10 protein-coding genes are annotated in these 12,028 nt (G+C 73.1%); 8 read left to right on the forward strand and 2 right to left on the reverse strand.

The genetic code is table 11. The features are described from left to right. Nucleotides 1-12 precede the first annotated feature (12 nt). The 6 genes from ACFWEE_RS21200 to ACFWEE_RS21225 all read left to right on the forward strand — a co-directional run bounded on the left by ACFWEE_RS21200 (nucleotide 13) and on the right by ACFWEE_RS21225 (nucleotide 7,693). On the forward strand, nucleotides 13-1,866 hold the full coding sequence (locus ACFWEE_RS21200) for a methylmalonyl-CoA mutase family protein (RefSeq protein ID WP_386891146.1): 1,854 nt from the start codon (nucleotides 13-15) through the stop codon (nucleotides 1,864-1,866). Continuing rightward, a complete protein-coding gene (scpA, locus tag ACFWEE_RS21205; protein ID WP_386891147.1) occupies nucleotides 1,866-4,109 on the forward strand; it encodes a methylmalonyl-CoA mutase in 2,244 nt (747 codons plus the stop codon). The genes ACFWEE_RS21200 and scpA overlap by 1 nt, the downstream gene beginning before the upstream one ends. Nucleotides 4,110-4,121: 12 nt before the next feature. Continuing rightward, nucleotides 4,122-5,120, forward strand: coding sequence for a methylmalonyl Co-A mutase-associated GTPase MeaB (gene meaB, locus ACFWEE_RS21210; protein ID WP_386891149.1), 999 nt, complete (start codon nucleotides 4,122-4,124; stop codon nucleotides 5,118-5,120). Between the two features lie 512 nt (nucleotides 5,121-5,632). Further along, entirely contained in the window at nucleotides 5,633-6,781 is a 1,149-nt protein-coding gene (gene rho / locus ACFWEE_RS21215; RefSeq protein ID WP_386891151.1) for a transcription termination factor Rho, read from the forward strand. Nucleotides 6,782-6,912: 131 nt separating this feature from the next. Next, the gene (locus tag ACFWEE_RS21220) at nucleotides 6,913-7,236 is read left to right on the forward strand and encodes a hypothetical protein (RefSeq protein WP_386891152.1); all 324 of its coding nucleotides are present in this window, start codon (nucleotides 6,913-6,915) and stop codon (nucleotides 7,234-7,236) included. A gap of 94 nt (nucleotides 7,237-7,330) precedes the next feature. Further along, nucleotides 7,331-7,693 (forward strand): hypothetical protein, encoded by a 363-nt coding sequence (locus tag ACFWEE_RS21225; RefSeq protein WP_386891154.1) that lies wholly within the window; start codon nucleotides 7,331-7,333, stop codon nucleotides 7,691-7,693. 67 nt (nucleotides 7,694-7,760) lie between these two features. Here ACFWEE_RS21225 and ACFWEE_RS21230 read toward each other — a convergent pair whose 3' ends face one another. Further along, nucleotides 7,761-8,252 (reverse strand): FBP domain-containing protein, encoded by a 492-nt coding sequence (locus ACFWEE_RS21230; protein ID WP_386891156.1) that lies wholly within the window; start codon nucleotides 8,250-8,252, stop codon nucleotides 7,761-7,763. 71 nt (nucleotides 8,253-8,323) lie between these two features. On the opposite strand from ACFWEE_RS21230, the gene ACFWEE_RS21235 reads away from it, so the two are divergent. Together ACFWEE_RS21235 and ACFWEE_RS21240 are read left to right on the forward strand one after the other, a co-directional pair. After that, nucleotides 8,324-8,893, forward strand: a complete 570-nt coding sequence (locus ACFWEE_RS21235; RefSeq protein WP_386891158.1) for a TetR/AcrR family transcriptional regulator — start codon at nucleotides 8,324-8,326, stop codon at nucleotides 8,891-8,893. Nucleotides 8,894-9,001: 108 nt separating this feature from the next. Further along, a complete protein-coding gene (locus ACFWEE_RS21240; RefSeq protein WP_386891160.1) occupies nucleotides 9,002-10,198 on the forward strand; it encodes an SGNH/GDSL hydrolase family protein in 1,197 nt (398 codons plus the stop codon). Nucleotides 10,199-10,280: 82 nt separating this feature from the next. On the opposite strand, the gene pgm is transcribed toward ACFWEE_RS21240, so the two are convergent. Beyond that, nucleotides 10,281-11,927 (reverse strand): phosphoglucomutase (alpha-D-glucose-1,6-bisphosphate-dependent), encoded by a 1,647-nt coding sequence (gene pgm, locus ACFWEE_RS21245; protein ID WP_386891162.1) that lies wholly within the window; start codon nucleotides 11,925-11,927, stop codon nucleotides 10,281-10,283. Between the last annotated feature and the right edge of the window lie 101 nt (nucleotides 11,928-12,028).

Raw genomic sequence — 12,028 nt, forward strand, 5'->3', positions numbered from 1 at the left:
TAGCATCTGGGCATGACGGTCCTGCCTGCTGACGGGCTCCCCCTGGCCGCCGAGTTCGCTGACGCCTCCCCGGAGCAGTGGCAGACCCTCGTCGAGGGTGTGCTGCGCAAGTCGGGCAAGGACGTCACGGGCGAGGCCGCGCTGGAAGCCCTGTCCACGACGTTGGAGGACGGGCTCACCACCCGCCCCCTGTACACCTCCCGCAGCGACGCACCCCCGGCCGGGCTGCCCGGTTTCGCGCCCTTCGTCCGAGGTGGCGGACCCGCCGGGAACGCGGCGGGCGGCTGGGACGTACGGCAGCGCCACGCGCTGACCGACCCGTTCCGGCTCAACGAGGCCCTGCTCGCCGATCTGGAGAACGGCGTCACCTCGCTGTGGCTCGGCGTCGGCGGCCCCGGCGGTGTGCCGGTCTCCGGGCTCGACCGGGCGCTGGACGGCGTCCTCCTCGACCTCGCGCCGGTGGCGCTCGACGCCGGGGACGACTCCGGCGCCGCGGCGGCCGAGCTGGTGCGGCTGTACGCGGACCGGGGTGTCGCCCCAAAGGCCGTACGCGGCGGGCTCGGCATCGATCCGCTGGGCGGGTCGGCCCGTACGGGTGACACGCCCGACCTGACCACCGCGGTCGAGTGGGCCGCACGGTGCGCCCGGGAGTACCCGGGGCTGCGGGCGCTGAGCGTGGACGCGCTGCCCTACCACGAGGCCGGTGGCGGCGTGGCCCAGGAGCTGGGCCTCTCGCTCGCCACCGGGGTGGCGTACCTCCGGGCGCTGACCGCCGCCGGGCTGTCCGTCAAGGCGGCCTGCTCGCAGCTGGAGTTCCGTTACGCGGCCACCGCCGACCAGTTCCTGACGATCGCCAAACTGCGGGCCGCGCGCCGGCTGTGGGCGCGGGTCGCGCAGGCCTGCGGCGAGCCCGGCGCGGGTGCCCAGCGCCAGCACGCGGTGACCTCGTCGGTGATGATGACGCGGCGCGACCCCTGGGTGAACATGCTCCGCACGACGCTGGCCGCTCTGGGCGCCGGGGTCGGCGGCGCCGACGCGGTGACGGTCCTCCCCTTCGACGAGGCGCTCGGGCTGCCGGACGCCTTCGCCCGGCGGATCGCCCGGAACACCTCCACCATCCTGATGGAGGAGTCGCACCTGGCCCGTGTCGTCGACCCGGCGGGCGGCTCCTGGTACGTGGAGCGCCTCACCGAGGAACTGGCCGTCGCCGCCTGGGCGTTCTTCCAGGAGATCGAGCGCGCGGGCGGCCTGGAGGCGGCCACCGCCTCGGGTCTGGTCGCCGAACGGCTCGCCGCGACCTGGGAGAAGCGCTCCCGCGACCTGGCGCGCCGCAAGGAGCCGGTGACGGGGGTCAGCGAGTTCCCGTACCTGGACGAGCGCCCGGTGGAGCGCGAGGCGGCGCCCGCCGCTCCGTCCGGCGGCCTGCCGAAGGTCCGCCGCGACGAGGCGTTCGAGGCGCTGCGGAGCCGGTCGGACGCCCATCTCGCCACCACGGGAGCCCGCCCGAAGGTCTTCCTGGCGGCTCTCGGCCCCGCCTCGGCGCACACCGCCCGGGCCTCCTTCGCCGCGAACCTTTTCCAGGCCGGCGGCGTCGAGACCGTCCACCGGCCCGTCACCGTGGACGCCGCGACGGTGGCCGACGCGTTCGCCGCGTCCGGCGCAGCGATCGCCTGCCTCTGCTCCTCCGACGCGGTGTACGAGCAGGAGGCGGCCTCGGTGGCCGCGGCGCTGGTGGCCGCCGGAGCCGGCCGTGTCCTGCTCGCCGGCCGCCCCGGCGAGGTGGACGGGGTCGACGGATACGTCTTCGCCGGCTGCGACGCCGTCGCCGTGCTCTCCTCCGTACTCGACCGACTGGGAGTGGCGTGATGCAGAACCCCGAGACCTCCTCGGCATCCGGGAGCCCCACGAGCCCCGTCCCGGACTTCTCCGCCGTCCCGCTGGACGCGGACACTCCCCCGGCGCCCCCGGCCGACCGGTGGCGGGCCGCGGTGAAGGAGTCGACCGGCAGTTCGGTGGACGACCTGCTGTGGGAGACCCCCGAGGGAATCACCGTCAAGCCGCTGTACACCGAGGCCGATCTGGAGGGGATCGACTTCCTCGACACTTTCCCCGGCATCGCCCCGTACCTGCGCGGCCCCTACCCGACGATGTACGTCAACCAGCCGTGGACGATCCGTCAGTACGCCGGGTTCTCCACGGCCGAGGAGTCCAACGCCTTCTACCGGCGCAACCTCGCGGCCGGGCAGAAGGGGCTCTCCGTCGCCTTCGACCTGCCCACGCACCGGGGGTACGACAGCGACCACCCCCGGGTCACCGGCGACGTCGGCATGGCGGGTGTGGCGATCGACTCCATCCTCGACATGCGGCAGCTCTTCGACGGCATCCCGCTGGACCGGATGTCGGTGTCGATGACGATGAACGGCGCGGTGCTCCCCGTGCTGGCGCTGTACATCGTGGCCGCCGAGGAACAGGGCGTACCGCCCGAGAAGCTGGCCGGGACCATCCAGAACGACATCCTCAAGGAGTTCATGGTCCGCAACACCTACATCTATCCGCCCGCCCCCTCCATGCGGATCATCTCGGACATCTTCGCGTACACCTCGCGGAAGATGCCGCGCTACAACTCGATCTCCATCTCCGGCTACCACATCCAGGAGGCCGGAGCCACGGCCGACCTGGAGCTGGCCTACACCCTGGCGGACGGGGTGGAGTACCTGCGGGCCGGGCGGGACGCGGGACTTGACGTGGACGCGTTCGCGCCCCGGCTGTCGTTCTTCTGGGCGATCGGAATGAACTTCTTCATGGAGATCGCGAAGCTCCGGGCAGCGCGGCTGCTCTGGGCCAAGCTGGTCCGGGAGTTCGAGCCGAAAAACCCCAAGTCCCTTTCTCTGCGCACCCATTCGCAGACCTCGGGCTGGTCGCTGACCGCGCAGGACGTGTTCAACAACGTCACCCGCACCTGTGTGGAGGCGATGGCAGCCACCCAGGGGCACACGCAGTCGCTGCACACCAACGCGCTCGACGAGGCGCTGGCCCTGCCCACCGACTTCTCGGCGCGCATCGCCCGCAACACGCAGCTGCTCCTCCAGCAGGAGTCGGGCACCGGGCGGGTCATCGACCCGTGGGGCGGCAGCGCGTACGTGGAGAAGCTGACGTACGACCTGGCCCGGCGGGCCTGGCAGCACATCGAGGAGGTGGAGGCGGCCGGCGGCATGGCGAAGGCCATCGACGCGGGCATCCCCAAGCTGAGGATCGAGGAGGCCGCCGCCCGGACCCAGGCGCGCATCGACTCGGGCCGCCAGCCGGTCGTCGGGGTCAACAAGTACCGCGTGGAGACCGACGAGAAGATCGACGTCCGCTCGGTCGACAACTCCTCCGTGCGCGCCCAGCAGATCGAGAAGCTGCGGCGGCTGCGGGCGGAGCGGGACGAGCAGGCCTGCCAGGACGCGCTGCGCGCGCTGAGCGAGGCGGCGGGGCGCGCCCCGGGCCCGGACCTGGAGGGCAACCTGCTGGCGCTGGCGGTGGACGCGGCACGCGCCATGGCGACCGTGGGCGAGATCTCGGACGCGCTGGAGAAGGTGTACGGACGCCACGCCGGCCAGATCCGTACGATCTCCGGGGTGTACCGCAAAGAGGCAGGAGAGTCCCCGTCGGTGGACCGTACCCGCGCGCTGGTCGACGCCTTCGAGGAGGCGGAGGGGCGCCGCCCGCGCATCCTGGTCGCGAAGATGGGCCAGGACGGCCACGACCGCGGCCAGAAGGTGATCGCTTCGGCCTTCGCCGATCTGGGCTTCGACGTGGACGTCGGCCCGCTGTTCCAGACGCCCGCCGAGGTGGCGCGGCAGGCGGTCGAGGCGGACGTGCACGTCGTGGGCGTCTCGTCGCTGGCCGCCGGTCACCTCACGCTCGTTCCCGCACTGCGGGAGGAGCTGGCGGCCGAGGGGCGCGAGGACATCATGATCGTGGTGGGCGGGGTGATCCCGCCGCAGGACGTCGAAGCCCTGCACGAGGCGGGCGCGGCCTCGGTCTTCCCGCCGGGCACGGTCATCCCGGACGCGGCGTACGACCTGGTGCGGCGGCTCGGTGCCGCACTCGGGCACGAGCTGTGAGCCGCTGACCCGATGGCCCCGACGATCGACATCGAGAGTTACGCCAAGGGCGTGCTCGACGGGAGGCGCGCGTTCGTCGCGCGCGCGATCACCCTCGTCGAGTCCTCCCGCCCCGACCACCGGGTGCTGGCCCAGGAGTTGCTGAGCAGGCTGCTTCCGCACGCGGGCCGGGCCCGGCGGGTCGGGATCAGCGGGGTGCCCGGGGTCGGCAAGTCGACCTTCATCGACGCGCTCGGCACCCTGCTGACGGGTCTGGGGCACCGGGTCGCGGTGCTCGCCGTGGACCCGTCGTCCACCCGCACCGGCGGCTCCATCCTGGGCGACAAGACCCGGATGGAACGCCTCGCGGTGGACCCGCACGCGTTCGTCCGCCCCTCGCCCTCGGCGGGCACGCTGGGCGGGGTGGCGAAGGCGACCCGCGAGTCCATGGTGGTGATGGAGGCGGCGGGTTACGACGTGGTGCTGGTGGAGACGGTCGGGGTCGGCCAGTCGGAGACCGCGGTGGCCCGCATGGTCGACACCTTCCTGCTGCTCACCCTGGCGCGTACGGGTGACCAGCTCCAGGGCATCAAGAAGGGCGTCCTGGAGCTGGCGGACGTCATCGCGGTGAACAAGGCGGACGGCCCGCACGAGCGCGAGGCGCGCTCGGCCGCGCGCGAACTGGCGGGCGCCCTGCGGCTGATGCACCCCGCCGACACCGCCTGGACCCCTCCGGTCCTCACCTGCAGTGCCCGTGAGGCGACGGGCCTGGAGTCGGTGTGGGACACCCTGGAGCAGCACCGCACGCTGCTGGACTCGACGGGGCGGCTGGCGGCGAAGCGCAGCGAGCAGCAGGTGGACTGGGTGTGGAGCATGGTCCGGGACGAACTGCTGGAGAGCCTGCGCTCCGACCCGGACGTACGGGCGCGTGCGCCTGAGCTGGAACGGCGGGTGCGCGCGGGCGAGCTGACGGCCACGCTCGCCGCCGAGGGGATCCTCGCGGCGTTCCGGGGCGGCTCCGCGGGCGGCTGACGGTGGCCGTCGGGGCCCGGACGAGGATCTGACGGACCTGCGGGGCCCCCGCCTTCCGGAGCCGTCGCGCGGGCACCTGTCCGCGCGACGGCTCCGGCGTTTTCGGGCGGGCGTTTCCCCGCGGGCGTTTCCCGGCGGGCGGGGCGGGTGTCCTCTGCGGCCGGGCACGCTCCGCGGCCGAGCCCCGGTGAACCCCGTTCCCTCCGGCCGCTCGTCGTGGTACTCTCCGAAAAGCACTCGTGTACGTCCCCGTCGGGGACGCCGGTGCGGCTTTCTCTTCATCGCTGTCGCAGCTGTCGATTCACGACCCGCGATTCAGCCCCTCCCGAGCAGTTCTTCTTCTCTTCCCGCACGCGTCGATCCGGTCCGCCACCTCCGGGGCCCGTACGCCGCGAGGCGATCCCCGCTCGTCGGGACACCGGTGCACGCGGTGCACGTCGAGGCGTGTGCGTACCGCCTCCCGCCGCCCGCACCGGGCCCGCACTCTCTTCCGTCCTCGAAAGGACATCCCCGTGACCACCACACTCGAACGCCCCGTTTCCGCCCAGCACGCGCCCGTCGCCGCCGCCGGTGTCCTCGACACCTCGCAGGGCGGGCACGGGCTGCTGCGCGGGCCGCACGGGCACCCCGCCCCCGGCGACGTCCGCGTACCGGCCGCACTGATCGGCCGGTACGGGCTGCGCGCGGGCGACTTCGTGAAGGGCGGCTGCGACCGGCCGGGCACGCTCACCGTCGTCGACCGCGTCGACGGACTGCCTCCGGGAGCCCTTCGCTCCCGCCCGCACTTCCACGAGCTGACGCCGTTGCACCCCCGGGACCGGCTCCGCCTGGAGACCCGCGCGGGCGGGCCCGCACCACGCCTCGTCGACCTGATCGCGCCGGTCGGCAAGGGTCAGCGCGGTCTGATCGTCGCCCCGCCGAAGACCGGCAAGACGGTGCTGCTCCAGCAACTCGCCGCGGCAATCGCGACCAACCATCCGGAATGCCGTCTCATGGTGGTGCTGCTCGACGAACGCCCCGAGGAGGTCACGGACATGCGCCGCTCCGTGCGGGGCGACGTGCTCGCCTCCACCTTCGACCGTCCGGCGAAGGAACACATCGCACTGGCCGACCTCGCCGTGGAACGCGGCAAGCGGCTCGTGGAGCAGGGGCAGGACGTCGTCGTCCTCCTCGACTCGCTCACCCGGCTCTGTCGTGCCCACAACAACGCGGCGGGCCCCGGCGGGCGCACGCTGAGCGGCGGCGTCGACGCGGCGGCACTGCACGGCCCCAAGAAGCTGTTCGGCGCGGCGCGGCTGACCGAGGAGGGCGGCTCGCTGACCATCCTGGCGACGGCGCTGGTGGAGACCGGTTCACGCGCGGACGACTTCTTCTTCGAAGAGCTCAAGGGCACCGGCAACATGGAGCTCCGCCTGGACCGCGCGCTCGCCGACCGCCGTGTCTTCCCGGCGCTGGACATCGCCTCCTCCGGCACGCGGCGCGAGGAACTGCTGCTCCCTGAGGCGGAGTTGACGGCGGTACGCGGACTGCGGCGCGCCCTGAGCGGCCGGGACGGCCGGGACGGCCGGGCCACGCTCGAAGCCGTACTGGACAAGATCCGCAAGACGCCCGACAACGCGGCCTTCCTGCGCCAGGTGCACCGGACGGTCCCCGGCGCCTGAACACGGCACCGCGAGAACGCCCTCGGGCCCCGCCGTCCCGGGCCGGACCTGGAAAGGGACGGGCCCCGGGCGAGAATGGCCAGAGACGGCCCAGGCTGCCGGGACCGCAGAGATCCACAGGAGGGCCACTCATGGAGCACAGCTCCTTCGAACAGGAGAACGCCGAGGGCGCGGCTCGCGCCCGGTACACCCAGGACATGCGGCAAGAACGCCACGCCGTGCGCGAGGCGCTGCGCTCGGACCTGCCCGCCGCCCACCTGGGCCTCGGTGCGACGGTCATAGCCCTGATCGTGGTCGCCTGCTTCTCCGGCCCGCGATGGACCTCGATCATCGGCGGCGGCTTCGCCGCGTGGTTCCTTCTCGCACTGACGGTGATTCGCCTCGGCGGCGGTCGCGGCCAGGATGCCGTCCGGCGGGCCCATATCGCCACGTTCGGCTGGGGCAACTGGATCTGAGTGCCCTTCTCGCACCCCGCCCGCGCGTCGGAGCCGGACCACCGGGGCAGGATGGGCTCTTCGGAACACCACTCCCCCGCAGGAGGCACCGCACATGACCCACCGTTCCGCCGTCGCCCTGGCCGGTCTGCTGGCCGGTGCGGGAGCGCTGCACCTCACGGTGCCCCGCCCCTTCGACTCGCTCGTCCCGAACGCCCTGCCGGGGAGCCCCCGCACATGGACGTACGCGAGCGCCGGTGTCGAACTCGCCCTCGCGGCGGGCGTCCTCGCCCCGCGGACCCGCCGTGCCGCCGCTCTCGGGGCCGCCGCGTTCTTCGTGGGCGTGCTCCCCGGCAACGTGAAGATGGCGGCTGACTGGCGCCACCGCCCCGCACCGCAACGCGCCCTGGCCTACGCGCGGGTGCCGCTCCAGGTGCCCCTGGTGCTGTGGGCCCGCCGGGTGGCCCGGCAGGCGTGACCCACCCGTCCGGGCACCACCTCCGTGCGCGGCGGTCCGGGGCGTGCCGCAGCACGCGCTCCAGCTGTCACGTCGTCACTTGAGCGAGGAACGCGGCGAGGTTCGCCGCGGTCCGCTGGATCTTCTCCTCCAGGGTGAGCGACTCGCGCATCCGGGCTCCGGGGCCCGCGTCCTTCTTGCCCCGGACGTAGAGGGAGCAGGCGAGGTCGCTGCAGAGGTAGGCACCCACGGAGTTGCCCTGCTGCCCCGCCTTGCCGGCCTTCGGCGCGACCATCAGGGAGACTCCGCCCGAGTGCGTGGTCAGGCACATCGAGCACATGCTCCGCCGCTGCCGGCCGGCCGCCGTGGCGGAGGAGCGCAGCACGACGGCCTTGGGGCGGCCCTCCGATTCCACGACGAGGTAGGCGCGGTCGGGCGCCTGGGGGTCGCGCCAGCCGAGGAAGTCCAGATCAGCCCACTCGCGTTCCGCGAGGTCGCGCGGAACGGCCAGCCGCTTCGCCTCGCCCTTGCTGCAGTTCACGAAGGCGGCGCGGATCTCTTGCTCAGTCAGCGGATTCATGAACGCTATGCTAATTTACCTAAAGCTTGTAGGCAAATGAATGAACTGATTAGCCAGAGGAGGGGGAGGTCATGGCACGCGCGGGACTCACCGCGGAGAGACTGGTCCGAGCGGGGGCGGAGATGGCCGACACCGCCGGCTTCGACCAGGTGACCCTCTCCGCGCTCGCCCGGCGGTTCGACGTCAAGGTCGCGAGCCTCTACTCGCACCTGAAGAACTCCCAGGAGCTGAGGACGCGGATCGCCCTGCTCGCGCTGGAGGAGATGGCCGACCGGGCAGCCGCCGCTCTGGCGGGCCGCGCCGGACGGGACGCGCTGACCGCCTTCGCCGACGTCTACCGCGACTACGCGCGCGAACACCCCGGCCGTTACGCGGCGGCGCAGCTGAGGCTCGACCCGGAGACGGCCGCCGCGAGCGCCGGACCCCGGCACTCGCTGATGACACGGGCCATCCTGCGGGGCTACGACCTGGCGGAACCGGACCAGACGCACGCCGTCCGCCTCCTGGGCAGCGTGTTCCACGGATACGTCAGCCTGGAGGCGGCGGGCGGTTTCAGCCACTCCGCCCCCGATTCGCAGGAGAGCTGGACCTGGGCCCTCGACCAGCTCGACGCGCTTCTGAGGAACTGGACCTCCCCCTGAGCTTGATCTTCAGCCTTCGGCGTCACCTGCCCCGATCGTCCGGCAGCCGCCGCCCGACACCGCAATCCGCCATCCGCCATCCGCCATCCGACCGACGGGCTGAGCACCTTGAGCACGCAACCGAGCACCTCGCACCGCTGGATCACCACGCCCCTCACCGCCGCACTCCTGCGGGGTGCCCTCGACCTGGAGCACACCGAGCACGGCGTCCTCCCGCACCGGCTGCCCGCATGGGCCCGTGCCCAGTACGCCGACGCCCAGCTGGCCATGGCCGAGTCCCAGCCCTCCGGTGTCCGGCTGGTCTTCCGCACTCCGGCGACCGCCCTGGAGCTGGATACCCTGCCCACCAAGCGGGCCTACGCGGGTGCGCCCCCGCGCCCGGACGGGGTGTACGACCTGCTCGTCGACGGCCGCCCCGCGGGCCGGGCCACCGCGTCCACCGGCAACACGGTGATCGTCGACATGGCCACCGGGTCGGCCGAGCACCGGCCGGGGCCGGTCGCGACGATCCGGTTCGACGACCTGCCCGAGGGCGACAAGGACGTCGAGATCTGGCTCCCGCACAACGAGACCACCGAGCTGGTCGCCCTGCGCACCGACGCCCCCGTCGAACCGGCGCCCGACCGGGGCCGCCCGGTGTGGCTGCACCACGGGAGCTCGATCAGCCACGGCTCCGACGCCGCGGGCCCCAGCGCGATCTGGCCGGCTCTCGCCGCGCGGCTCGGCGGCGCGGAGCTGATCAATCTGGGACTGGCCGGCAGCGCCCTGCTCGACCCCTTCACCGCGCGCGCCCTGCGGGACACCCCGGCCGACCTGATCAGCCTCAAGATCGGCATCAATCTGGTCAACACCGACGCGATGCGGCTGCGCGCCTTCACCCCCGCCGTCCACGGGTTCCTCGACACGATCCGGGAGGGCCACCCCACGACCCCGCTGCTGCTGGTCTCGCCGATCCTGTGCCCGATCCACGAGGACACCCCGGGCCCGAGCGCGCCGGACCTCTCCCGGCTGAGCACCGGGAAGTTGAGCTTCGTCGCCATGGGGGACGCCGCCGAGACCGCGGCGGGGAAGCTGACGCTCACCGTCGTACGTCAGGAGCTGGCCCGGATCGTCGAACAGCGGTCCGCCGACGACCCGTACCTGCACCACCTCGACGGCCGCGCGCTCTACGGCTCCGCCGACTGCGCCGAGTTGCCCCTGCCCGACCAGCTCCACCCGGACGCCGCGACCCACCGCCTCATGGGCGAGCGGTTCGCGGCGCTGGCGTTCGCGGGTGACGGACCCTTCGCGGGCACACGCCGCTGACACACCGCGGTCGTTCCCGGGGAGCGCGTGCGGCCGGCCCCGGACCGGTGGGCCGGCCGCACACGGGTTGTCCGGCCGGGTGTCAGCCCGCGGCGCCGAGGACGGTCGAGACGAGGGCCTTGGCCTCGTCCTGGACCCGGCTCAGGTGGTCGGGGCCCTGGAAACTCTCCGCGTACACCTTGTACACGTCCTCCGTGCCGGAGGGGCGGGCGGCGAACCAGGCGCTGTCGGTGCAGACCTTGAGCCCGCCGATGGCCGCGCCGTTGCCGGGCGCCTCGGTGAGGACGGCGGTGATGGCCTCGCCCGCGAGGGTGTCGGCGGTGACCTGCTCCGGCGAGAGCTTGGCGAGGACCGCCTTCTCCTGGCGGGTGGCGGGGGCGTCGACGCGCGCGTAGGCGGGGTCGCCGAAGCGGGTGGTGAGCTCCGCGTAGTGCTGCGACGGGGTGGAGCCGGTGACGGCGGTGATCTCGGAGGCCAGCAGGGCGAGCAGGATGCCGTCCTTGTCGGTGGTCCACACCTGGCCGTCGCGCCGCAGGAACGAGGCACCGGCGGACTCCTCGCCGCCGAAGCCGAGGCTGCCGTCGAAGAGGCCGTCCACGAACCACTTGAAGCCGACCGGTACCTCCACCAGCGGGCGGCCGAGGTCGGCGGCGACCCGGTCGATCATCGAGGAGGAGACCAGCGTCTTGCCGATGCCGGTGCCGGCGGGCCAGCCGTCGCGGTGGGTGTAGAGGTACTGGATGGCGACGGCGAGATAGTGGTTCGGGTTCATCAGCCCGCCGTCCGGGGTGACGATGCCGTGCCGGTCGGCGTCGGCGTCGTTGCCGGTGGAGATGGCGTACGCGTCCCGCTGGGCGATGAGCGAGGCCATGGCGTACGGCGACGAGCAGTCCATCCGGATCTTGCCGTCCCAGTCCAGCGTCATGAAGCGCCAGGTGGGGTCGGCGAGCGGGTTGACCACCGTGAGGTCGATGCGGTGGGTCTCCGCGATGCGGCCCCAGTAGCCGACGGACGCGCCGCCGAGCGGGTCGGCCCCGATCCGGATGCCCGCGTCACGGATCGCGTCCAGGTTCAGTACGGACGGCAGGTCGTCGACGTACCCGCCGAGGAAGTCGTGGCGTCCGGTCGTCCCGGCGGCCAGCGCACGGGCGTACGGGACGCGGCGCACCTCCTTCAGCCCGCCCGCGATGAGCTCGTTGGCGCGGTCCTGGATCCAGGAGGTGGCGTCCGAGCCGGCCGGGCCGCCGTTCGGCGGGTTGTACTTGAACCCGCCGTCGGCGGGAGGGTTGTGCGACGGGGTGACGACGATCCCGTCGGCCAGTCCGTCCGTCCGGCCCCGGTTGTACGTCAGGATCGCGTGCGAGACCGCCGGGGTAGGGGTGTAGCCGTCCTCGGAGTCGATGAGGACGGTGGCGCCGTTGGCGGCGAGCACCTCCAGGGCGGTGACCCGGGCGGGCTCCGACAGCGCGTGGGTGTCCACGCCGAGGAACAGCGGCCCGTCCGTGCCCTGCCGGGTGCGGTACTCGCAGATCGCCTGGGTGGTGGCGGCGATGTGGTCCTCGTTGAACGCGGTCGCGAGCGCGGAACCGCGGTGCCCGGACGTGCCGAAGGCCACCCGCTGGCCGGGCTCGGCCGGATCGGGGTGGAGGGCGTAATAGGCCGTCACCAGCTTTGCCACGTCGACCAGGTCGTCGGAAGCTGCCGGTTCGCCGGCCCGTGCGTGCACCATCGGTTCTCCTCGTTCGTCGGGGGTGGCCGTCCGCCCTGCGGCCGGGGCGGTGGCCCGGCCGCGGGGGGGGGGGTGACCACGAGGTGTTGCCCGAGACCCAG

This window comes from Streptomyces sp. NPDC060184, from assembly GCF_042728795.1.
Classification (GTDB): domain Bacteria; phylum Actinomycetota; class Actinomycetes; order Streptomycetales; family Streptomycetaceae; genus Streptomyces.